General features: G+C 34.8%; 16 protein-coding genes, 2 pseudogenes and 1 riboswitch. Of the genes and pseudogenes, 5 read left to right on the top strand and 13 right to left on the bottom strand.

Annotation, left to right across the window (positions count from 1 at the left end; all coding sequences use genetic code 11):
• The first annotated feature begins 360 nt into the window (after positions 1-360).
• Complete coding sequence (gene metK, locus WH390_RS04350; RefSeq protein WP_032116520.1) at positions 361-1,515, top strand: methionine adenosyltransferase; 1,155 nt, start codon at positions 361-363, stop codon at positions 1,513-1,515.
• 56 nt (positions 1,516-1,571) lie between these two features.
• Here the strand turns inward: metK and WH390_RS04345 are convergent, their stop codons facing one another.
• Both WH390_RS04345 and WH390_RS04340 read right to left on the bottom strand, forming a co-directional pair.
• Positions 1,572-2,540: an IS110 family transposase gene (locus WH390_RS04345; protein WP_032115191.1), complete on the bottom strand. Its 969-nt coding sequence runs from the start codon at positions 2,538-2,540 to the stop codon at positions 1,572-1,574.
• 454 nt (positions 2,541-2,994) lie between these two features.
• Positions 2,995-3,990 carry an IS110 family transposase gene (locus WH390_RS04340; RefSeq protein ID WP_032114711.1) on the bottom strand — a complete coding sequence of 332 codons (996 nt, stop codon included), beginning with the start codon at positions 3,988-3,990 and terminating at the stop codon, positions 2,995-2,997.
• A gap of 365 nt (positions 3,991-4,355) precedes the next feature.
• Here WH390_RS04340 and WH390_RS04335 point away from each other — a divergent pair, with 365 nt between their 5' ends.
• Complete coding sequence (locus tag WH390_RS04335) at positions 4,356-4,862, top strand: SprT family zinc-dependent metalloprotease (protein WP_032116518.1); 507 nt, start codon at positions 4,356-4,358, stop codon at positions 4,860-4,862.
• A gap of 26 nt (positions 4,863-4,888) precedes the next feature.
• On the opposite strand, the gene WH390_RS04330 is transcribed toward WH390_RS04335, so the two are convergent.
• Both WH390_RS04330 and WH390_RS04325 read right to left on the bottom strand, forming a co-directional pair.
• On the bottom strand, positions 4,889-5,953 hold the full coding sequence (locus WH390_RS04330) for a magnesium transporter (protein ID WP_032116517.1): 1,065 nt from the start codon (positions 5,951-5,953) through the stop codon (positions 4,889-4,891).
• A gap of 73 nt (positions 5,954-6,026) precedes the next feature.
• Positions 6,027-6,199, bottom strand: a riboswitch (M-box (ykoK) riboswitch).
• 349 nt (positions 6,200-6,548) lie between these two features.
• Positions 6,549-7,584, bottom strand: a pseudogene (locus WH390_RS04325) (IS5 family transposase).
• A gap of 147 nt (positions 7,585-7,731) precedes the next feature.
• Here WH390_RS04325 and WH390_RS04320 point away from each other — a divergent pair.
• A complete protein-coding gene (locus WH390_RS04320; protein ID WP_052044974.1) occupies positions 7,732-8,814 on the top strand; it encodes a porin in 1,083 nt (360 codons plus the stop codon).
• Positions 8,815-9,050: 236 nt separating this feature from the next.
• On the opposite strand, the gene WH390_RS04315 is transcribed toward WH390_RS04320, so the two are convergent.
• From WH390_RS04315 to WH390_RS04285, 7 genes and pseudogenes are all read right to left on the bottom strand, one after another.
• Positions 9,051-9,272: a hypothetical protein gene (locus WH390_RS04315; RefSeq protein WP_032116516.1), complete on the bottom strand. Its 222-nt coding sequence runs from the start codon at positions 9,270-9,272 to the stop codon at positions 9,051-9,053.
• A gap of 402 nt (positions 9,273-9,674) precedes the next feature.
• Positions 9,675-10,508, bottom strand: coding sequence for an N-acetylmuramoyl-L-alanine amidase (locus WH390_RS04310; protein ID WP_032116515.1), 834 nt, complete (start codon positions 10,506-10,508; stop codon positions 9,675-9,677).
• Between the two features lie 908 nt (positions 10,509-11,416).
• The gene (locus tag WH390_RS04305) at positions 11,417-11,830 is read right to left on the bottom strand and encodes a structural protein (RefSeq protein WP_187290969.1); all 414 of its coding nucleotides are present in this window, start codon (positions 11,828-11,830) and stop codon (positions 11,417-11,419) included.
• 410 nt (positions 11,831-12,240) lie between these two features.
• Complete coding sequence (locus WH390_RS04300) at positions 12,241-12,840, bottom strand: lytic polysaccharide monooxygenase (protein ID WP_032116513.1); 600 nt, start codon at positions 12,838-12,840, stop codon at positions 12,241-12,243.
• Between the two features lie 873 nt (positions 12,841-13,713).
• The gene (gene tehB, locus WH390_RS04295) at positions 13,714-14,589 is read right to left on the bottom strand and encodes an SAM-dependent methyltransferase TehB (protein ID WP_032116512.1); all 876 of its coding nucleotides are present in this window, start codon (positions 14,587-14,589) and stop codon (positions 13,714-13,716) included.
• A 322-nt stretch (positions 14,590-14,911) separates the two neighbouring features.
• A complete protein-coding gene (locus WH390_RS04290) occupies positions 14,912-17,107 on the bottom strand; it encodes a TonB-dependent siderophore receptor (protein ID WP_032116511.1) in 2,196 nt (731 codons plus the stop codon).
• A gap of 981 nt (positions 17,108-18,088) precedes the next feature.
• Positions 18,089-18,927 (bottom strand): annotated as a pseudogene (locus tag WH390_RS04285) (DNA/RNA non-specific endonuclease).
• A gap of 228 nt (positions 18,928-19,155) precedes the next feature.
• On the opposite strand from WH390_RS04285, the gene WH390_RS04280 reads away from it, so the two are divergent.
• Positions 19,156-19,362 carry a hypothetical protein gene (locus tag WH390_RS04280; RefSeq protein WP_032116509.1) on the top strand — a complete coding sequence of 69 codons (207 nt, stop codon included), beginning with the start codon at positions 19,156-19,158 and terminating at the stop codon, positions 19,360-19,362.
• 616 nt (positions 19,363-19,978) lie between these two features.
• Positions 19,979-20,356, top strand: a complete 378-nt coding sequence (locus WH390_RS04275) for a hypothetical protein (RefSeq protein ID WP_052044972.1) — start codon at positions 19,979-19,981, stop codon at positions 20,354-20,356.
• A 295-nt stretch (positions 20,357-20,651) separates the two neighbouring features.
• Here the strand turns inward: WH390_RS04275 and WH390_RS04270 are convergent, their stop codons facing one another.
• Positions 20,652-21,410: a hypothetical protein gene (locus WH390_RS04270; RefSeq protein ID WP_202962597.1), complete on the bottom strand. Its 759-nt coding sequence runs from the start codon at positions 21,408-21,410 to the stop codon at positions 20,652-20,654.
• Between the two features lie 18 nt (positions 21,411-21,428).
• A complete protein-coding gene (locus WH390_RS04265) occupies positions 21,429-23,516 on the bottom strand; it encodes a TonB-dependent receptor domain-containing protein (protein WP_032116507.1) in 2,088 nt (695 codons plus the stop codon).
• Positions 23,517-23,714: the final 198 nt, after the last annotated feature.

Below are 23,714 nucleotides of genomic sequence, written 5' to 3'. Positions count from 1 at the left end.
TTGCTATTTGCTGATAATGGAACATTACCCATTCACCTCAAAACATGGTTATAACATTCAGCCTCAGAACGTAACCATTCTAAATTGAGAAGTAGTATCAATACCGATACTACCGCATAACGCCTGATGAGAAAAAAGGTTCATCAGTTATCGCGCTGTTTATACCTTTATTATAAGAAAAATGCAAAATCAAATTGAATAAAACATCAACATATTTATCTATATCTAGCAAATCAGATTTTTGCCATCAACAAAGATAAAAAACAGCTAGCAATAGCGCAAAATTAACATTAGAATAGACGTCTGGATGGTAATACATCTAATTCAGTTTCTCCGAATTTTTAAGGTAATAAAACATCTATGACCACACATCTTTTCACTTCTGAATCAGTATCAGAAGGTCATCCTGATAAAATTGCAGATCAAATTTCAGACGCAGTTCTTGATGCAATTCTTGAACAGGATCCAAAAGCACGCGTTGCATGTGAAACCTATGTAAAAACAGGTATGGTAATGGTTGGCGGTGAAATTACGACCAGCGCCTGGGTAGATATTGAAGAAATTACGCGGCGCACGATACGCGAAATTGGCTATACCAGCTCCGATATGGGTTTTGATGCCAATTCCTGTGCTGTTATCAGTGCAATTGGCAAACAATCTCCTGATATTAATCAAGGAGTCGATCGTGCAAATCCTTTAGAACAAGGCGCAGGCGATCAAGGGATCATGTTTGGGTACGCTAATAACGAAACCGATGTTCTTATGCCAGCGCCAATTACTTATGCTCACCGCTTAGTCGAACGCCAAGCCGAAGTGCGAAAAAATGGTACTTTACCCTGGTTACGTCCAGATGCTAAAAGCCAAATCACTTTCCAATATGAAAATAATAAAATAGTGGGCATTGATACTATTGTCTTATCTACTCAGCATGCTGAAGAAATTAGCCAAGACACCTTATCAGAAGCGGTAATGGAAGAAATTATTAAGCCAGTATTACCGACAGAATGGTTACAGCAAAAGACTAACTATTTTATTAATCCAACAGGTCGTTTTGTTATAGGCGGTCCAATGGGTGATTGTGGTTTAACTGGCCGTAAAATTATTGTCGATACTTACGGTGGCATGGCTCGCCATGGTGGTGGGGCTTTTTCTGGCAAAGATCCCTCTAAAGTCGATCGTTCTGCTGCCTATGCAGCGCGCTACGTAGCAAAGAATATTGTTGCCGCAGGACTTGCTGATCGCTGTGAAATTCAAATTTCTTATGCGATTGGTATCGCTGAACCGACATCCATCATGATCGAAACTTTCGGTACTGAAAAAATAGCCAATGAAACGCTGGTTCATTTAGTGCATGAAATCTTTGACTTACGTCCTTATGGTCTAGTCAAAATGCTCAATTTATTACAGCCTATTTATCGTCAAACTGCAGCGTATGGACATTTTGGCCGTCCTCAATTCCCATGGGAAAAAACAGATAAAGTTGCTGAACTTCGCGCAGCCGTCGGTTTTAACTAACTAATCGTCGATTTTATCTTGTTAAAACAGCAAAGCAACTGTCTTGAACAGTATATTTATGGAGCAACGTTATGATACGACTCATCCCATTCTTGGTTCTTTCTGAGAATCGCATTCAGGATAGTCAGCAGTTTGCGCATACAGGCAACCAGCGCCACTTTTTTGGCTTTTCCTGCTGCAACCAGCCGTGTGTAAAATGCTTTTATCACCGGATTGAAACGAGTTGCAACCAGTGCAGCCATGTACAAAGAGGTTCGAACTCCGGCCCGACCGCCAAAAATGGTTCGTCGGCCACGCATGGTTCCCGAGTCTCTATTAACAGGAGCTACCCCAACCAGCGCACTGATCTCCCTGCGCGAGAGTTTCCCTAACTCAGGGACTTCTGCCAGCAATGTAGCAGCAGTCATCATACCAATGCCTTTGATAGTACTTAGCCGCTCTGCAAGCTCGTTGAAATGATCAGTAATATGCTTATGCATATCCTCGTCAATCCGTTTAAGTTCATTTTCTAGTGCATTGATGATGTTACTGATGCTTTTTCTGTTTTGCGGGTGAGATGGATGCATCCGGTTTCTTTCAGCTACAAGCATTGCAATCAGCTGGCGTCTGCGCACCACCATAGCAGCAAGAATCTGACGCTCTGCATCAGGAATAGCCTGGATAAAACGTGACCGCTCAGGATGGCGGTTAATGACATCAGCCATCTGAGCTAAAACTCTGGCATCTATTCTATCAGTCTTTGCCAGATAGCCCATGGATCGAGCAAAGTCTCTGGCTTGCCTGGGATTGATAACGGCAACATCAAAACCTTCAGCCTGAAGAGCGCATGCAATCGCTGCCTCGAGACCACCTGTAGCTTCCATCAGAATCAAGGCTATGTTGTTCTTTTTCAGTTGATAAATGATGGTATCGAACCCGTCAGGGTTATTGCTGACTCTGAACTGCTCAATGTTATTGGTGCCTGCAATATCCAATGAAGCTTTAGAAACATCAATTCCTACACAAATTGGATTTAGCTGACTCATATTACCCATCCTTGCAAATACGTTATGAATTACGGACAACTGTTCGGGTTTCAGATGAGTGGCTAAGTGTATGCATCATTCGCTTTGCTACGGGCTATAAACCCCAGGGACAATCGGATTACATACACCTTGCCAAATCTAATCGCTATTATTATAACCAAATTTCAAGATACAAGTTACCGTCTTGAAAGTCAACCTTAAAAACTAAAAATAACCCATGAATTTAATTCTATAATTTTAGGTTAATTCCGCTTCCTCGCCCGTTCGCTTGCTCTCGGACTCCGGTGAGCGGATAGAGTTAGCTTAGAGGAGGTTTTGTCGCTTAAAGCCAAAACTGGGTTTGCGTTATCATCCGTAAATTGATTTTAAGCCACCTAGGAAGCCCGTAGCACCATTTTCTCTATCTAAGACATCCAAAGTGCCACCTAAAATCTAAGATGGCTCAAACTCGATTTTATGAATTCAAAGTTGGGCTTGAGTAGTTTTGGTCATAAGCTAGACCCGTTTTCAATACTCCATAGCACAGGTGAACTAATTTCCTCATTGCTGCACCTAGAGCTGACATTTTTGACTTACCTCTTGTTAATAGACGATCATACAATGACTTAATATGTCGGTTATGGCGTATTGCTGTTAGAGCTGATAAATATAATTTAGCGCGAATTTCAGATGGTCCTATTTTAGATAGATGGGCACGCCCGTTAACAGAGGTACCTGATCGGCGTTCTACAGGCACTAATCCTAAATAAGCAGCCGCCTGCTCAGCACTATTAAAATCATGACCGCGTAATACCATCAGCATATGACTTCCTACTTGAGTCCCAATTGATTTGATTGATGTCAGTAACTCCATGTCTTTTTTCAACTCAGGATGGTTATTGATATGCTTGGAAATCTCAGATTCAATAGCCAATAACTCTTTTTCTAATACTTTTATGCACTTAACAAGTGATTGCCTAACAACTTTTGGCGTAGGCGTTGTTAAGGTCTTTTCCTGACGGTTTTGTTCACGTAATAAATCAGCTAAAAGCGCTTCTCGACGTTTGATTAATGATTTCAATGCTCGAATTTCTAGTGATGGAGCTATCCATGCTGAAGGCTTTTTTAGCTCCCCATAACAAGCTAAAACGAAGGCATCCACTCTATCTGTTTTAGTTAAAATACCCATGCCTTTTGCAAACTCTCTTATACGATAAGGATTTACGATGGAAACATGAATACCCATATCATAAAGTTCGGTGCAGAGTTGTTCGTGATAAGTTCCTGTAGATTCAAGAGTAATTCTTACATCTTCGAGTAAGCATTTTTGTGTTTTCAGCCACTCTATCAATGTGTTAGCTGAATGTTGATCATTTTTAATGACTTTGTTTTTTTGTTTTCCCTCAATACCCTTAGCTAACAGGCAGATATCTAGCTTTTTTTTACTGACATCTATTCCGATTTGATACATGAGAATACTCCTTTCACATAATAAACCATCATGCCTATTCCCCTTGTACATACAGAGTCAATGCTCTCGGTAACCGTTCAATCTAAATGCTGGCATGAAAGGAGAAACAGAGGGCTTTAACTAAAAAACAAGGTTGTCCCATTGGCGGAGTCACAAGCTCACTCTGTTTCATGTGATGGTAGCTAATCATCACAAATAACAAGATACAAGGGACAGTTAGATAACTTTCCCTTTTGTTATTTTAGAACTATGCAAAAATAGCAATTAGTTATTAAACTTTTTTAACGATTATTTAAAAAATACCATAATAAATTAATTACTTTTGTTCTAAGCTCACGCTTAGCCCATTTAACCATATTAATAGTATGAAATCACATCGAGTACCTATCGCTTTACAACAGATTGTCATGCGAGTATTGCGCAACAAACTGGCTACAGCGAGTACCAAATTAGGAAAAACCTTTACAGAACCGTTGATTAATTACCGACAACGAGGAACCATCGCTGGTAGTGCTCACCTGGAGGCGTGGGAAATACGTCTTAACCCCATTTTACTGATTGAAAATGGTGAAATTTTTATCAATCAAGTTATTCCACATGAGTTAGCCCATTTATTGGTATATCACTGTTTTGGCAAAACAGCCCCTCATGGTAAAGAATGGAAATGGATGATGGCAATAATCCTTGATGCTCCACCACAGAGAACACATCAGTTTGCATTAACCTCAATTCATAAGCAGACTTTTCATTACCATTGCAAGTGCGACCTATCTCATCAATTAACCCTACGGCGGCACAACAAAATCCAACTCGGGAAAGGGGAGTATATTTGCAAAAAATGTGGTCAATATCTTGTTTGGCAAAATCAATAGGAGAGCGAATCACTCTCCTTTGTTGATCAAGCTAAATCAGTCATAATCATCTTAGCAATTTCAAAGTAAATAATTAATCCTGTGCCATCAATAAAAGTTGCAATAAAGGGAGCAGAAACAATCGCAGGATCAATATTCAATCGTTTCAGTACCATTGGAATAATCGAAGAAACAATCGCACTCCACACAGTAATTGCCATCATAGTCAAACCGACAACCAGGGTAACTTGATAGCCTACGTTCAAGATCCAGGCACGAAATATGCCAACACAACCTATCGTTAGTGCCACTAAAAATGATGTAGATATCTCTTTTTTAAGCACAGCACCTAAATTACGTAAACTGACTTCCCCTAATGCCATTGCTCGCACTAAAGTAGAAGTTATCTGAGTACCACTATTACCGCCGGTGCCAATTAATAAAGGAATAAAGAAAGCTAATGAAATGGCAGATTCCAACTGATCAGAAAAAGCTTTCAATACTGTGCCTGTATAAGCTTCAGCCACAAATAGCATCAATAACCAAACAACACGTTTACGCCATAATGTTATTGGGCTGGTTGACATATAAGGCACTTCTAAAGGTAGCGTGGCGCCTTGTAGATGTGCATCTTGGGTATTCTCATCCTCAATTAATTCAGAGATGTCTTGAGCACGTAATACGCCTTTTAGTTTAGAAAACTCCACAACCGGAATAGAATCAACATCACAATGATTGAGAAGAGCAAACACTTCTTCTCGTGATTGATCTGGTGAAACAGAAAAAAAATCACATTGCATAATATCTGATACAAATAATTCATCTGATGAAGTTAATAATGTTTTCATTAATAACAAACCATTCAGATATTTATTTTTATCAATTACATAAAGATAAGTCGGGATTTGATCGCCGGTAATTATATTAGCCAGATTATTTTTAATAGCAGCAACAGAATCATTCATAGAAACTGCAATATAAGATTGGCTCATATATGCACTAACCTTCACTTCATCAAATTTATTATGATGTTGCTCATTGAAATTTTCTGTAGGACTATTGGCCGGACACACCACATTGGGAGCCGTTTTTTGTAGGGATGTTAACTTCATTTTCGAAACCTTATCACTGTTATAAACTGCAAACAGTTCTCAATATAAGGGCAAAACTAGATGCGAGAATATTAAGCTATCTCAACGTCTCAGTTTTAGCACTATACAACGTATCCTGAAAATAGCAGGAAGTTACATGGGGATACACCTTGACTCGATATATCCTGTCCTGATCTTGGGCGTCTCTCGACGTCGTCAGATCAGCAACCTATGTTTGTATAGGAGCCTCGCCTAACGAGATACTGCACCGTGCTTAATATTAAAAAATAATATTAACTCGGGCGAATTATAATGAAGATAAATAGCTTTTCCAATTATAGCATTACATATGGTTTAGCTTTTGTTTAAGTTGATAAATAATAAAATCAATCGGCAGAGTTAATAAACAAAAATAATATTTAAAATCGTAAGTTATTTAATTAAAAAAGCAAATTTTCATCAAATGCCAGACGATCTATTTTTGGGCACCTCGAAAAACTCGAAATCTTCAATGGCTCTCCGGCTTGTCTCTAAATAATTAGATGTTTTTTGATCCCCCCGCTACTAATCCTACCGTCCATTGCCATGGACAGTGTCATTTTGTCCATTCTGGGCGTTAAAAAGCTAAGATGCCGGTACGCTGGAAGTACGCCAACCGCTTTAGGTTGTAACATGCTGCCATCATCGTCATGGCAAAATTAGCGCGCACTTGCCCAATGGTACGGATCAGTTTTCTACCCATTTGTTCCATCGCCGCGAATGCATGTTCAACCCGTGCCCTAATCTTTGCAATCCGGTGGTTGCGCCCTTGCTGAGTCTTGGACAACGGTTTATTTCGATGGCCTTTACGCTGAATCTGGCTCCTATAGCCGTTTGCCTTGAGCCAAGCTTCCCGTTCCGCAGAGGGATAGCCTCGGTCGGCGTAGATATTACGGTTGGTGTTGGCCTTGTCGATGACCCTCTCGAAATGCTGACTGTCGTGAGTGCTGGCCGTATCGGTGACGATTTTTCTGATGAACTTGTACTTCTTGTCCATGTTCACAGAAAGCTTATAGCCATAATGGCTCTTACCGTGTTTTTAGTCCACGTGGCGTCTAAATCTTTTGCCGCCGCTTGGTTGGTTTCCAATGAGCAGGTATCGCTTCCTGCTTGAGTTGCTCCTTTTCGTCCTTCGTGAACGACTGCTTCGGAGCAGGTACCAAGGTGGCATCGATGATTTGGCCTCCCCGAGCTATAAAGCCTTTCTTCAAAAGCTGTGAGGTTACACCATCGAAAATGGCTTTAGCACCAGCTTCACCGATCCTGTTCTCGAACGTCCACACAGTGGTACGGTCAGGTATATTGATGGCATGGAGCAACCCACAGAAACGCTTGAAGCTCATTCTGTCCAAAAGCTGGTACTCCATCTGCTCGTCAGACAGGTTGTAGATACGCTTTAGAACTAAAATGCGAACCATGGTCTCGGTTGGAAATGGTGGACGTCCTCCTTTTTTGCTGACAGGGCGTGGTACCACATGGTCGATTTCCGCTGCCAGATGCGCAAAGTCTATACAGGTTTCGATCTTGACCAGAGGGTCGACCAACTGGTCAATCGTCTGTAGGTGATACTGGTCTGCAAGGAGGTCATACTTAATGGCGTTTCTTTTCTGCATGGTGGTCAGGGCAATAGGTCAGTTTTCGATAATTTTATCTGCGAAATCAAACTCTGGTTAGGTTTTTCGAGGTGCCCATAAAATATTTACAACAAATTGAGTTACTTAAAATTAACAAAAACAAAACAAGAGAAGAGGATGAGTAGCATGAAAATAAGGCGTATTGCATTGTTAATGTTAGTATTTCCCGTAACTAATATTGCCAACGCAGCTGAAATATATAATCAAGATGGAAATAAGCTAGATCTTTACGGAAAAATTGATGTGAGAAATCATATTGGTAAAGGTAAAAGTGGCGGAGATGATTCAAGAGTTCGGGTTGGAATTAAAGGCAGCACCGAAATTTCCGATAACCTTACTGGATTTGGTCAATTTGAATGGGAAACAATGGTTAATAAAACAGAGGATAACAATATCGATAAAAATCGATTAGCCTACGTTGGAATTAATCATAAATATTTAGGTTCTATTGATTACGGCCGTAATTATGGCGTGCTATATCATATTGACGGCTGGATTGATGTCCTGCCTATATTTTGGGATGATGGCATATCAATGCCGGATAATTATATGAACGGTAGAAATAGAAATTTACTTACCTATCGCAACAATAATTTATTTGGCTATATTGATGGATTAAACATTGCATTACAATATCAAGGAAAAAATACGGATAATAATAAATCAGGTGTAAGTACAGCCAAGCAAAATAACGGTGACGGCTACGGTCTATCAGTGATTTATAATACTGATTTTGGACTAAGTTTTGGCGGCAGTTATAGCAATTCACACAATGTCAATAATGACACGGTTAATTACTATGCCAATGGCAAACGCGCAGAAACTTGGAGTATTGGTGCGAAATATAATGCCAATAACGTCTATCTGGCATCAACTTATATTGAAACACGTAATACGACACCTTTTGGCTCGACGAATACCAACATTGCACCTAAAACAGAAACTTTTGAAATTGTCGCTCAATACACATTTGATTATGGTTTGAAACCATCATTAGCTTATATTCAGGCTCAAGGGAAAGGTCTTGGAGAATATGGAAATAATTACTTAAATAAATTCATATCACTAGGCTCATTCTACTATTTTAATAAAAATTTTGCTGCACTGTTAGATTATAAAATTAATTTATTAAATAAGAATAAATTTACTGAAAATTACGGCATTAGCACTGATAATGTTTTAGGCATAGGTTTAGTCTATTATTTTTAATTATATTTAATATATGATCCCAGATAAGCAATATCTGGGATATTTTTATAAAAAATAACTAGTCCTAAGCTTATTTAATAGCAGTTTGATTTTACAAAACAAAAAAGTTAATCAATTGTTATCAACACTAGTTACTATCAACAAAGACTCTTTAATTTATTAATATAACCAGATACAAAAATAGAGGCCGCTCTCATAGCCAGCCTCTATTTTAATTGATATCTATTATGACAAATTTAATTTACTTTAGACATAATTTTGTTAGGTGCTTTTTTTGCTCCAGATTTAATATGAGCAGCTTTCTTCGCTTTTACTTTACCAGCATGAGATATTTGTTTGGTTTTGACTTGTTGCTGTCCAACATTGGTTTGACTAGTTGTATTCATTGGAGTAGAAGCAGCCATACTACCAAATGAAATTAATGCTATCGATAAAAGTGCATATTTTACAAATTTCATTATAAACTACCTTCAAGTTGATTTAGATACGTTATCATTATAATAAATTAAAAATGAATTACTGTTATGAATATTTATTTTATCTATAAAATTTATTAGCAGTGTTAGTTAATATTTAGAAGATGCAGGCTTTGAAAAAAACTGTAAATATAAGAAAACATAGAAACCATTTTTAGGGAAAATCTAGTCAGAATTGATGATTATCATTATATAATAAAAATGCTTTTTTAATAACCAATCTACTAAATGACAACCTGGTATTAAGCAAATTGAATACAGCCAATTTATCTCTATTGATTATAAAAAAACCCCACTCAATGAATATTCAATTGTTAGGGGCTTAATTTATAAAATATAATTACGTTATATCAAACCGTTAATGATTGGTAACCTTTAACGACTCTAACTCCTATATTTTTCAACCAATGCACGAGCAATAGCTTCTGTTTCAGCATCTGCATTACCACTTATATCAGCTGGTCGAAAGTGAAGCTGAAATGCACTAATGGTTCTGCGTGTTTCCTCATCAAGTTCACCTGATTGTGGAATTTTATCATAACCATATTTCTGCAAATATTTTTGAACAACTGACACACTAGCCGGCGCATAAGCTGATCGCCCTGCCAGATATTTCTTAACCGTCATCTCATCCGGCCAAGCTCCAATACCAAGCTCAGCTAAACGTTTCCACGGGAAAAGTTTACCTGGATCATACTTTCTCAATGGAGCAATATCACTATGGGCTAAGACATTATCGGGAGTTATATTATATCGTTTTATGATATCTTTAGCTAAAACAATAATAGCGGAAATTTGCTGTTCATTAAAAGGATACCAAACCTTATCGCCAAGCATATCTTCAGTAAACCCTTTATTGACTATTTCGATGCCAATAGAGCTATCATTAAGATTAAGCCTACCGTTCCAATTACTTAATCCTGCATGCCATGCTCTTTTATCCTCTGGAACAAAATTATATATAACGGGTTTATCATTTTTTATTTTCGGAATTGACGGAATAAGATAATGGGCACTTACTTTAGCTTGAGTTAAAATTTGCAATGAGCGAGCATCATTTACTGCAGTATAATGAAATATTAAAAATTTCACTCGATCATCTTGGCTTATCGATGAAAAAGATTTATCGATATAATAATTACCTCTATCAACGATAGGGGTTTTAGACGAACAACCCACTATCATTAGCACCAATAACATCATAAACAACTTTCGCATATCATCTCCATATAAGTGTTTGATACCTACCCTTACAAAAGTATTACTTGTCATACACTCTACTTCATGCACCTAAATAATTTAGGTCAAAACTTTTGGCTATACGCTTAGTTTTCATTACCAGCTAATTTGTATCTCCATTTTTATAATTTAAAAGAATAAACTATTTATAATATCTCATCTCATTTACATAATTTATTTTTTTATTATCACAATAAATAATAGCAATAATCTTAATCAACAAAGCATTGCAACATCACAATTATATATAATTAATAATAAATTCACAATTGATTGTAATTGTTAATTTTTTTAATCAATTGTGGATTTATTAACTCAATATTTTTGTGGTTAATCGATATTTTGACCGTAATTTTATAAAATTATAATTAATAGTAGAACAACAGCTTTCATCAATTATTTACAATTTTAAATCAGCTACATTATCAAATAGTAAGAGACAGCTCTTAAAAAAAACTTTTTTGCAACATTATCTATTGAAAAAGAATTTAGTATAAATTTTATACTTGATTATCATACTCATATCATTTCAAGTCATACAGTTTTTGATACATAATAACTATCGCTATTTTATTAAAAAATCGTTCTAAAAAAGTAATAAAGAGGCTAGTGAGTTAGTTTAATTAATATTTACATTCATTTTTATGCTTTGTTATATAACTGTCATTTTTTTATATTCATCATGCCAATGCTGGCGTTCATGGCCTAATTAACAATAGTGGGAATTTTTTCTGTAAAAAATTAGCTAGTTGGTAGGTTTGATATGTTGGTGTTAGCAATAAAAGTGAGCTCTAACTTAATTTTCTTTTAATAACCAATGATTATTTTTATTAAATAATCCATACTAACAAAAATAAAAAAAATATAACAAGATTAATAATATTTAATTATATTAAACTATAAGCTTTATCAAAGACCGAATCATTATAAGGCTGTTGACCATTTTCATAAAATATTATAGCTTTTACTAAACTAATCAATGTTGCTTTATCTTTTATATTAACAACTGCCTTAGGTGATAAATTCATACTATTGGATACGCTTTTAATATATGAATTAGTGTTATTTTCATTGTTTGGTGCCCATCGACTAATTAAATCAGATATATTTTTTAAACCATACTTTTGTTGATATGTTTCAAGTAATAACATTATTGCACGAATACCATATTCAGGTGATTCAAATCGACAAAATCGTTTTTCAATTGCAGGATCATAAGGTACTGCCCCCTGCCATTTATTAATAGGATTATAGTCAATATTTCCTGGATTATTATTACGCAGACCACGTTGAATGGCCATAATTTATTTACTCCATATTTATTTTAAATAATATTAACATTGAGTTAAGAATATCTTTAAATTTATTCTCAAATAAATAACACCACGAAACAAAGCTAATAAATTAACAAATTTAATTTTTTAAAAAAATATTATTTGTATATCAAGCATGCTACATGCGCTAGCTACTAAAAATATATTTATAACTATTCACTTCTTATTTAATCTAAGCTGTTAAAAAATCCCATGGTGAGACCAACAAAAATTTTCATTCGGTTATTATAGAATTTAATTCAATGATAAAATAGAAAATTTTATAATTTATTTATAAAAATATAGATATTTTATATCTGATAATTATATTAATGAATAAGCACCAATTTGTTAAGTTTTCATCCAATTTGAGCATAACCTTACAAACTATTTGACTATTATATATCTGATATATTCACATCTATAACTTGATAAAAAGCTGACCCCGTATCAGCTATTGTCCATATACCTAAAATAATTTGATAACCACTTCGTTTCGGTACATCACATTCAATATTCATCTCATCAACAGTTAATTTCTTTCCATCATTAGAACGTAAACAAAATGGTTTTGATTCAAACGAATCACGCGTCAATGGTGCATTTGGATCCCAATCCTGCTTGGTAATATAAAACTCCCAACTTACCGTATAATTTGGCTGAGTTAAAAACCATTCAAATATATTTTTACCTACTTTAATATTATTTTTATGCCAGCGATCGCTATTTTGCTGATCTAATTGACTAAACCAAAAATTATCACCGCTAGCTATTCTACCATCTTTAGCACCCTGCTTTGGAAAACCACTCGCGCCTTCAATCGACATTGGGTCGTTACTAGCACTACCACAATCATCATTCTGCTCTATCCAGCATAAAACCGACCGACTTTTAGGTGTATAAACAAATCCATGCATTGATTCACGATTAGAACTTACACTTGAAAATGCAGTTACAACAATTAATATAAATAGCATTAATAAGAAATTATTTTTCATCTTATAAATCCCTTAATTAATCATATGATTTAACAAAGCATCTGTCAGAAAAATATTTCATTAACAAAATAAATATAAGTAATTAGAAGACAATTGGGATTATTAAATTAATAGCGACACTTAATCAAGTAAAATAAAATTATTTTTTTATTGAGACATTTTTTATTTTCATATAACAGATTAATTTATACCTAATTAATATTATATAAATTTTAATTTGAAAAATTTTCACTTAAAAACAATCAAATATCATTAAAAACGATCACTTTTAGATTAAAAATTAATTTCTTAATTGATTAAGGATAATATTTTTTACTTATTGATATAATTTAAATAAAAAAGCTTCTTATATAAAAAACAATTTAATACAATAGCAACTGAACAAAATTTTATCCTAAAAATTCTTAATATTCAGTGAAATATATCATTCAGTGTTGTTACTTTAATAATTGACCAGTTAATATTATCGGTAAATATCATTAACTGTGCATCGAAATACTCTTTTCAATGCACAATAGATAAGAAAAATATTTATAATTTATTTAATTTTCTCTAGGTATACGAGGCTCCGGTAGTTCTGACCAATCAGGCTTTTCACCTGACATAATAGCCCTTCGTTGACTATCTGTTTTCACTACACCAACACCCATTTGAGACTCTTCTCGCTTCTTTTTATAATACTGTTGTTCATAATCATCTGAGCTGACACAACCTGCCAATAAAAAAAAGGAATTATTGCAAAAAAATAATTTTTCATTGTCATATTCTCCTTAGTACAAAAATAAAGTTTAATATAAAAGTTTTTCTCTGAATATCATTTATGTCTGAACCATAAGAGAAATAATTAGAAAAATTATTTTTTGCTAAGTTAAATTAAACTTCATTTAACAGTTTGTTACGAGCAATCAGTGTGGCAAAATTCAATTTTATGCGATTACCAAATTTATCAGTTTTATGTAAATGACCTGGATCTTCATTGTATTTAATGATTTCCCATTCTTTATAATAAGTTATTAATTCATTAGGTGCTAACAGACTATCAAAAGGTAAAATTTCATAAGGCGTATTATCTGTTTCGACTGCACAAACAATTAAATTGTAACCACCTACATTAGTATGATTTTGAATATCCTCAATAATCTTAGCGATTTTATTTCTCTGTAAAAACATTAATACTACAGTTGAAATAATCATATCGTAATTTTCGGTTAAAGCATGGTCATTAATGTCATAGATTGCTGTTTTTATCTGCCTAATATCAGCTGATTTTTTTACCATTTCAATGGCATTAATATGTTGAGGATTGATATCCATTGCTGTCACAGCATAACCTTGCAATGCCAAAAAAAAGCTATTACGACCCCGGCCTGATCCCAAATCTAATACTTTACATGGTTTAGTAATTTGGGAAAGAGCACAAACTTCTGAATGCGGAAGTGTAAGACCATTTTTTTTATAAAAAAATGCATCTTCAGTGCAATAAAAAGAGAGTTGACACTCAATATCATCACTAGCAGATGCTATTTTATGCCAAATTTGCGGCTGAATTTGAATTGGTTGATTGTTTACATCAAAATGATACTGCTGTTCATTACCATTATCACCAAATATCACAAACTGTAAGCTGCCCCGAAATATTGTCAATTGGGCCCATGTACCTTCTTTAGTATTATGACGTTCCATTAAAGCTAGAGGAATAGTATTTTTATGCCAAATAGCAAATTGCTTGTAACAAATAAGCTTATTCATAATCATCTCTTGATAAATTGCATTTCAAATGCATTTTAATTTTTTTTTCTGTGTTGGTAAATTATGCTGACTAATAAAATTGAAAAAATTTATTCTTAATTATTTTGCTAAGCAATCAGTTTGCTACCCTCTTTCTTATAGAAAAATGCCAAACAGGAAGCTAATTATTATTATAAAATCAATTGGTTAGTAGAATGCAAAAGAAACGGCCACCATTGGTAGCCGCTTTAGATGATATGACATTAATAGATAAACTTTACAACTAAGTAAGTTTAAATTTTAATCAAATGCAGGATTATGCTGTAACATAATTATGAATAAATCAAAAATCATAACTGACTGACACTTTCAAGGTACGGGGTGTACCCTGAAAAATATAGCGGCCATAATCTTCAACACCAGCCCAATACTTTTCATTAGTTAAGTTATCAATTCCAATACGCCAAACCATTTCATTTTGATTATGATTAACGCGCATATTATAGCGCATGGCTAAATCCAAAGTGGTATAGCTATCAAGTTTTCTGCTATTTTCTAGGTTAACATATTGGGAACCAGAATGATTTACTCGCATTATGGCAGTTAAACCGTCAACTGATTGAATATCATATTCAGCGCCGATGACCATGTAAAAACGTGGTACGCCAATCGCATCATGGCCATCATTGGCTCTATCTTTTGCCTTCGTTAACACTGGAGCTAACCAAGTTGCACTAGTATTCAATCGCAAGCCTAATACCGGTTCACCAAATATGTTTAATTCAATACCGCGATTACGCTGTTCACCTGTAAGGCTATAACGTTTTGTGACACTATCCATAAGTGCAGAAGGTTTTTTAATTTCAAATAATGCTAATGTACCGCCAATGCGACCAAAATCCGTTTTTATACCTACCTCATTTTGTTGGGAATGAGCAATACCGGTACTTTGACCATAATTTGATGCGCCCTTTGGTGCTACACTTCCCGGTTGCAAGGCTTCAGTATGATTGGCATATAAAGCAATCTGCTGCCATGGTTTATAAACTACTCCATAAGTAGGCATCCAGTGGCTCTTGCTATAACGCTCATCACGCTCTTCAGCACCTGTTTCAATATTATAATTTCGAAGTTCTACTTGCTGGTGACGCGCCGCAATCAAAAACTGTAATTTATCATCAAAAGCACTCAATGTATCACTTAATAGCCAACCCTGAGTATAGCTGCGCACTGTTGTTAATGGGTCAGAATAGTTGCCTCCAAAAATAGCATTATCTGGCATAGCAACATCACGTGAGTGATAAATGTTGGTAAACGGATCATTACTGGACATTCGCCATGCCATTTTATTACGTTTATTCTGTGCAGAATATCCCATATTTAAGCGATGGGAGACAAAGCCTGTCGCAAACTGCCCACGTACTCCCGCCATAGCACTAAATGTATCGGTAAAGAATTTTGTATCCAATCGGCTTACTGTGGCATCACCCTTGCTATTTATGATCTTCGGTGAGCTATATGTACCTATTTCCTGACCATGTTGACCACCTGCGCCAGCATACAGTACCCAGTTGTTTGTCAGATCATATTCAGCTCGTGCCAGACCAAACTGATTCTCAATATTACTATAGCCCCACTTTTGACTATAATTATGTGTGTTATTCGGTACTAGTGGAATAAAGTCGACACCACTAATATCAACTCCCATTGTACTACCGTGAAAAGTTTTCTTTTGATAACCTAAATCCAATGAACTTCTAACTCGATCGCCACGATAATCCAAAGCAAGCGAGGCCAACGTGGTTCGACGCTTATCATTTTTTACCGCAGTTTCTCCCTCGCGGTGAACTAAATTGATACGCGCCCCAAACTGATTATTTTCACCAAAACGGCGTCCAACATCTAATGTTCCACCCACTTGCGACATTGAAGTATAGTCGAGGCCTAAATGAGTAATGGGTATATCTTCTGCTCGTTTGGGTTCAAGATTAATAACGCCGCCAACACCGGAAGAAGCTGCACCATTGACTAATGCGTTAGCACCCTTAAAGATTTCCACCCGCTCGATCATTGCGGTATCAACCATCTGACGAGGCAGAATGCCAGGCAATCCACCTAGCGTCATATCATCGCCATCTAACTTAAAACCTCGGATACGGTAAGTTTCTGCAAAATTACCATACCCTTGTACATTCTGAACACCTGCATCGTTATTAACAACCTCAGCAACGGTTTTTGCCTGCTGATCTTTTACCATTTTCGCTGTATAACCAATTACATTAAATGGAACATCCATGGCATTTTGCTCGCCCAACATACCAAGACGGCCACCATATGCAATATGGCCATCTAAATAGGCTGGAACAAGGGAATCACCACCAGGCAGAAAGTCATTTTGCGACTTTGCGTGCACGACGATTGTATCCTGTTGATTATTTTTATTACCGATTTCAGCAGTTGCTGTTTGCGCTGCAGTACTCATTGTCAGCATCAATAACGAGCCACAAAATGGTACCTTCATATATTTGATATTATTCATATTTTATTCAAACAAAAGACTGGTGTTATAAACAATGACCGATGGGAAAGTTGATTTGCTATAAATCAGTAGAAACTGAACTCAGTGAAAAAGCAGCCAATATCCATTTCATACCAAAGATTAATTGAAAACAACTTGCCATTATTGAGCCATAATAAAAAAACAGAAATCCTATATAATAAAAAATATTTTGCTTTATCATATAGTTATTTATACGAACTCTTTACGTTTAGCATTTTTATCTAAAACGATATAAATTCCCTGTCAAATATAGAAAAGCTATTACTGAAATAGGAATTTCCTCAAACGCAAATGAGAATTATACTCATTTGTTTGTGGTAATCAAGAATATATACAAGATATTAATAACCAAATAAATGTATACCTTAGGTAATCTTTTAACTAATAATAATTTTTATTTATAAAACTCAATATGTTAAATCATTTAAATGCCATATTTAAAAAGATGACTCATTATTGGTTTAATTAAAATTAATTGTTATAAAACATGACAATATATTTCAAATGCAACTTATATTTAATATTAAATATAAGAAAACAACAAATATAAAAAATCGTATAAAAACTTAATCAATATAAATAATGCTTAATAGAAAAACCACCAGTATTAACCAGTGGCTATTAATAAAAATGCTTTTCAATAATAAATCTATTATCTAATCGATTGGTTACAGTAGAAAAAACATTAATTTTTTATATCTATTTATTCTAAGCTTTTTATTATCAATAACAGAGAGTTGAAGAACAACCAGCATCAAATTTAATATGTTAATTTAAATTTATATTTTCTTGCATCTGGCAAATAAATTTTAAGAGCCCAACCTTCCAAAGATTTTACTTGATGATTACCGTGATAATATTGGTTAATAAATCCTCTTGATTTATTTAATTTTGATAATTTAATAATACCAATCGTGGTTGATGTTCCATTAATTTTAACCAAGTATAATTTAGTAACAATTAATATCTAGGTTGAATTATACTACAACCCATTTTCTCAACTAATTTTCCTGGTGTTGATTTTATTGCTAGTTGAATATTTGCTGGTAACCGACTCCAAATAATTAAACCCGTTCTCTGTTCAATTTCTTTTACTGTTACCTGATATTGACAAAAACTCCTGCTCTGCGATGTATTTTGTTCCATAATAAATGCTGCATAAGAAGATTTTTCAGGGCTCTCGTTTATATATGTCACTTTCCAATATCCACTGGGAATAAAATGATTTTTGTCGCTATTAGGTAGCTTACCAATATTTTTTCATACAAAGGACCTGTTACTGAAAATACCTTATTACCTGCTTTGGCTAAAGCTCTTTCCTGATCTTCTAAACGTGCCCATGGGCCTTGATTAAGCTCAGCAGCTTGCGGTGTGATATTAGATAAATAATTAAGTGCCGGCCAGTCCACCAAACCAGCCAGAGAAGCTAATGGCGCCTGATGTCCTCTATCTACTTTTAATACTTTATTAGCACCAATATAATCAGCTGGAGATAAAGTTTCATCATTACTTAGGTCAGGATCTTTTTTCCAATTTCTCTGCTTGCCAGAAGCTATACTGTCGATTGTTATTAAGTAGGCAACCCAATTAGCAAATTTGGTATTACTATTATTATTTAGCGTATAAACCTCACGATATATTGTTGTATTACTCCCTCCCAATGGACAACCTATTCCACAATTTTTTCTTACCGCCGGCGTAATTTTTTCAATAGACGTATCAGGTACTGGTTCATGTTGAATAATATTACAGCCAGAAATAAGTAAAAATAAAAAATTTAATGGTAAAAATATTTTCATATGATAATTTTTCATCTTTATAGTCAATCCCTTCAAATAAACTTTACTGTAATATTTAAACCAGCAAATACGCTATTTGTTAATAAGATAAAACAGCAAAATAGATATAAAATACAATAAATTCATTTATATAAATCAGATTTATAACACTTCATAAATGTTATTGCAATGTTAAAAAAATGGCGCATAATTAATCATCATTTTCATTTATCATTGGAGGATAATTTTATGATAGGGTTATTGAAAACTTTAGCAATTATCTCTATTTTTAGTATTAATTTTGGCCATGCCACAACTGATATATCAAATGACAATACAAAAGACACGGATATAACTACTAATACAGGTTTAAACTCTGCTGTTGAAAATATAATGACAGATATCCTTGATACCACCCTCGAAATCACAAATAATGTTCCACATTTATCTAACTAAATTAGAGATGACTCTTGAATAAGAAAAAGTATATTATCTCTGTTTTAATAATTACGATTATTTGCTAATCATCGCAAAATTATATTTCAAATAACATTAATAAAATTTGATAATAACATAATTTATTAATACAAATAATTTTATTAAAAAATTTATTCACTCATAGTTTTAAATAAAAAATTTATATTAATTTTTATATTATGTAAATATTACTCTAACCGCTAGATGTTATTCCAACATGGAATAAAGTTATTCTATAATGTTTTATTGATTTTCAATTATTACCCCTTAATCATTAATAATCAGTTTTTATATCTGTAAATGATAAAAACGCCACTAATAACCAAGTAACTTGAAAATTCTATAGATTGTTAGTAACAACTGTATTATAGATATCTCAATATCCTCTTTCTAATGAGATTGCATCAATTCTTATTAATTAAAAAATAGGATTGATATTATCATAAATAACAAATATTCCTTAGTCCTAACTATCAATAACCAAATAATTTAGAAAACACTATATAAGTAACAAAATTTCAGATTAATATACTATGATAAATATTGCTATTTAATTTATAATCGATAGTGAATTTCACAAAAATAAAGGTTAAAAATGAATAGATTAAAATTAACGATCGCTCTTTCTTCCTGTTTATTATTAGCTGCTTGTGATAAGCAAACAGAAACAACTATGTCAGATAATGAAAATAAACCAATCCCATTAGCAATTAAAATGATGGGAAATAGTTTCCAGCCTGATGTTAGTAATGTTGTTATTACTCAACGTACTAATCGTGTTGAATCTCCTGATTCAGTGGAAGTGAGCATTGTAGAGTCTGGCCTTTTAGATGATTCTGTCGAAGCAATCAAAACCATTTTTACTTTTATCCTTAAAGATGACAAATGGATCTTAGAAAAACCTCAAGATGTATTAATTAAATGCTATGAAGGTAGAGGACATAAAGATTTTTCACCCGAAACATGTGGCTAATTTACAGTTACATTTAAGCCAAAATAAGATAAATCGCATAAAGTACCGTAATAGATTACGGTACTTTATAGGACGCGATTAACAGACAAAATAAATAAAATTGATATTTATGGCAACAGCTAGTAAATGGCAATATTTTAACCCTGGTTAATGTTATCTATTTTATTTGCTCAATATGACAGGGAGAATAGGTCATAAGTATTTTTACAATAAAATTCAATATTAAATTATCGCCATTTTGTTAATATAAACAGTCTCCAGTTTTCATTTATTAGTATATTATGCCAATAAAATTTTATTTTGCTAATTTAGCGGAAATCACATAATCTGCCCCATGTTTTAAGCTTCCTTGTTGAGCAATACATACCAGTGCCTGTTGTTCTAATTGATTAATATGCTCAAGCATAGTCATCGATAATTGTCGATCAACGAGCCTACCGATCCGCTGGCGACACATTTCCATTTGACCTATCAACCAATTGTGACCGTAATTAATTGGATAATGTTTTAAATCTACTATTTCAAATCCCATTTGTTGTAAATGATAGATCACCCAATCGGCTGGATATTCTCGATACGGACGTTCACCAGCAAGTAATAAACACGCGTCACGTAAACGGCCAATACTTACCACAAGATGCCCCGCTCGACAACTTGCATTGTAAGGCACGTAAGGCTCTAAGCCAGTAAAATATAACCGATTAAGGGTTAATGATTTTAAACGGTACAATAAAGGTATTTGCCAGTAAGGCACAAAACCGTCTACCGCACCTAATAAATAGTCAGCAATAACGGTATCAAATCGCTCATTAACCATAAAATCACTATCAGCCCAATTACCTAATAAAAGACGATCCTGAGGTCTTTGCTTAGTTGAAATAATTTGCTGAATATCAGCTTTCATATTAATTGCACAAGTCACTGCGGTCCAACTTTCACTCTTAAGCTGGCTTATCCAGCTTAGTGAATTAATGCCTGAACCCGCATCTAATACTTTGCCCCAAGGATTATTGCCTTGGATCATTTCAATATGACTAAATAGTGTTGATACCAAACCAATTCCCCCTGAAATTTAGAAAGATAAACTTGCCCCGATGACAAAATTACGACCAGGCAAATACATTTCATTTTTAATATACGAGGTATGATCCCGGGCTGCGCTATTAAATAGATTCTCAATGCGCCCATACAACATATAATCCAAGTCATTTAAACGATTTTGCCAGGTCAAACCAACATCAACTCGATTATAACCGGCTGTTGGTGTTTCATATTGCGCTGTTTTATGTTGGCTACCAACATGAGTAAATCGTAATCTTCCAGTTAAAGATTCAAACCATTGATGTTCAATGGTAGCCGAAACACGATAAGCCGGAATACGCGGCAAATAGCCTCCACTACGAAGCTTGGCGTTCACAATATCCCCTTGGACCGCGAACTTGGTATTATCAGTAAGTTGATAAGATGCTTCAGCTTCTAGCCCATTAAAAACGGCATCTTGCTGAACATAGTGTAGATGGCGATAACCGCCGCCCGGTGAATAACCTGCATCTTTGCCATAAATATATCCATCAATATAGTTATAGTAAGTATTTAGGCCAAATTGGAAATCACCAGCAAATTTGGTAAAACCAATGTCAATATTAGTTGCTGATTCAGCCTTAAGATGCTCATTACCGGTTTCAATCGTTCTTGTTGCGGCATGGATCCCATTGGCATAAAGTTCTTCAGCAATAGGTAAACGTTTAGAATGGGATAATGAAGCTGTCAATGCATACTCAGGTGCTAATGTCCATGTTACACCTGCCGATCCGGAAGTGCCACCATGTTGGCGAGAACGACTACCTTTTGTTACATCAATTTTTTGCCACTCATGACGAACGCCTAATTCATAACGCAACGGGCCGGCTTCAAATTCCTCAATTAAAAAAAGTGCCTGATTTCGCGTTAAAGTAGCAGGAACATAAGCTTCTAAGCCTTCAGCTGAAAAATTGCGCTGAGTAAACTGTCCACCCATTACCCCACGCCAACCCCAAATGGGTGCATGGGTTAATTCTAACCGCCCCTCTGTTGCTTTATTATCAAATGTCGTTTCAACTGTTCGACCTTCAATCTCATCATGAGTATAATCCGTATGTGCTGCACGTAGTCGGATACGTTCAAAACCGCTAAATGGATCCTCATATTCGCCACGAATTTCCCAACGTTGCTGTTTCATATTCACAAAAGGGACACCATGACTATGATGATGCTGATGATCGTGTGCATGAGAGTGCCCATGAGAATGTCCATGATGATGCGTATGATCATCTTTCTCACAATGCCAATTGCCTGAAGAGCTATGTTCATGGCAATGAGCATGGCTATGTCCCGGTAAACCATATTCATTATGTTGAATACCGTAGGCCAAGCCAATATAGCCTTTGTCCCCAATCCAACTGGCACCGATATTAAAATTATTAGTTCGATTATAGGAACCCTGCAAACGATAAGAATCTAGTTCACCGGCTCGCTTTGGCATACGATAATCTTGAGTATGACGTTTTAATCCTTCCAATCGTAACGCAAAATTCTCTTTACCTAATGTTAACCCGACAGCTCCAGTATTTTCATTAGCGATACTATTCGCCCGTAGATTGATTTGCCCTGCATAACCTTTATCTGGTACTGAAGTCGGGATCCGAGCATCTAGCACATTGATAACACCACCAATCGCCCCACCGCCATAAAGTAATGTTGCCGGTCCTTTTAAAACTTCAATTCGATTAGCTAATAGAGGTTCGCTGGTGATCGCATGATCAGGTCCAGCAATCGAAGCATCGAGTACATCAATGCCATCATTCAGTACTTTAACGCGTGCGCCCGACATGCCACGAATAATCGGTTTTATTGCACCAGCACCAAAATGGCTACCACTAATACCGGGTATTTCCTCTAATGTTTCGGCAATAGAAGCTTTACTTTGCTGCGTTAATTCCTCCCCTGACAAAACCTTAGTTGGCGTTGTCATCAATAAAGAAGAACGATTTAATGGATTTGTTTTTACAACAATAACATCCTTGTTCATTTTTTCCGTACTTAGTTTTTCATCTGCCATAACATCAGATGAAATAGCCATCCCAATTGCTGTTGCCAAACTGGACAATAAAATTTTCTTCATTTTGTTTACATTTCCTATAAACGAGTGCTATTTAATTCCACCAAAATGTTATGTTATAATGTAATATTAGTTTTGGTGAAAAAATAGTCCTTTTATAACAAATGAAATTATTGATAACTATTTTAGGAAGGTTTCAACTAAGCTAATGGCGATATTAATTTGTTATTCAATATTTATAGAATTTTATATAACTAATTA

The organism is Candidatus Arsenophonus nilaparvatae, assembly GCF_045346035.1.
GTDB classification, from domain to species: Bacteria; Pseudomonadota; Gammaproteobacteria; order Enterobacterales; family Enterobacteriaceae; genus Arsenophonus; species Arsenophonus nilaparvatae.
This window is presented reverse-complemented; position numbering and strand designations above follow the sequence as displayed.

Bases quoted from the DNA above. Each gene is read 5' to 3' on its own strand.
- metK (WP_032116520.1), top strand. From the start codon at position 361: ATGACCACACATCTTTTCACTTCTGAATCAGTATCAGAAGGTCATCCT.
- WH390_RS04345 (WP_032115191.1), bottom strand. From the start codon at position 2,540: ATGAGTCAGCTAAATCCAATTTGTGTAGGAATTGATGTTTCTAAAGCT.
- WH390_RS04340 (WP_032114711.1), bottom strand. From the start codon at position 3,990: ATGTATCAAATCGGAATAGATGTCAGTAAAAAAAAGCTAGATATCTGC.
- WH390_RS04335 (WP_032116518.1), top strand. From the start codon at position 4,356: ATGAAATCACATCGAGTACCTATCGCTTTACAACAGATTGTCATGCGA.
- WH390_RS04330 (WP_032116517.1), bottom strand. From the start codon at position 5,953: ATGAAGTTAACATCCCTACAAAAAACGGCTCCCAATGTGGTGTGTCCG.
- WH390_RS04320 (WP_052044974.1), top strand. From the start codon at position 7,732: ATGAAAATAAGGCGTATTGCATTGTTAATGTTAGTATTTCCCGTAACT.
- WH390_RS04315 (WP_032116516.1), bottom strand. From the start codon at position 9,272: ATGAAATTTGTAAAATATGCACTTTTATCGATAGCATTAATTTCATTT.
- WH390_RS04310 (WP_032116515.1), bottom strand. From the start codon at position 10,508: ATGCGAAAGTTGTTTATGATGTTATTGGTGCTAATGATAGTGGGTTGT.
- WH390_RS04305 (WP_187290969.1), bottom strand. From the start codon at position 11,830: ATGGCCATTCAACGTGGTCTGCGTAATAATAATCCAGGAAATATTGAC.
- WH390_RS04300 (WP_032116513.1), bottom strand. From the start codon at position 12,840: ATGAAAAATAATTTCTTATTAATGCTATTTATATTAATTGTTGTAACT.
- tehB (WP_032116512.1), bottom strand. From the start codon at position 14,589: ATGAATAAGCTTATTTGTTACAAGCAATTTGCTATTTGGCATAAAAAT.
- WH390_RS04290 (WP_032116511.1), bottom strand. From the start codon at position 17,107: ATGAATAATATCAAATATATGAAGGTACCATTTTGTGGCTCGTTATTG.
- WH390_RS04280 (WP_032116509.1), top strand. From the start codon at position 19,156: ATGATAGGGTTATTGAAAACTTTAGCAATTATCTCTATTTTTAGTATT.
- WH390_RS04275 (WP_052044972.1), top strand. From the start codon at position 19,979: ATGAATAGATTAAAATTAACGATCGCTCTTTCTTCCTGTTTATTATTA.
- WH390_RS04265 (WP_032116507.1), bottom strand. From the start codon at position 23,516: ATGAAGAAAATTTTATTGTCCAGTTTGGCAACAGCAATTGGGATGGCT.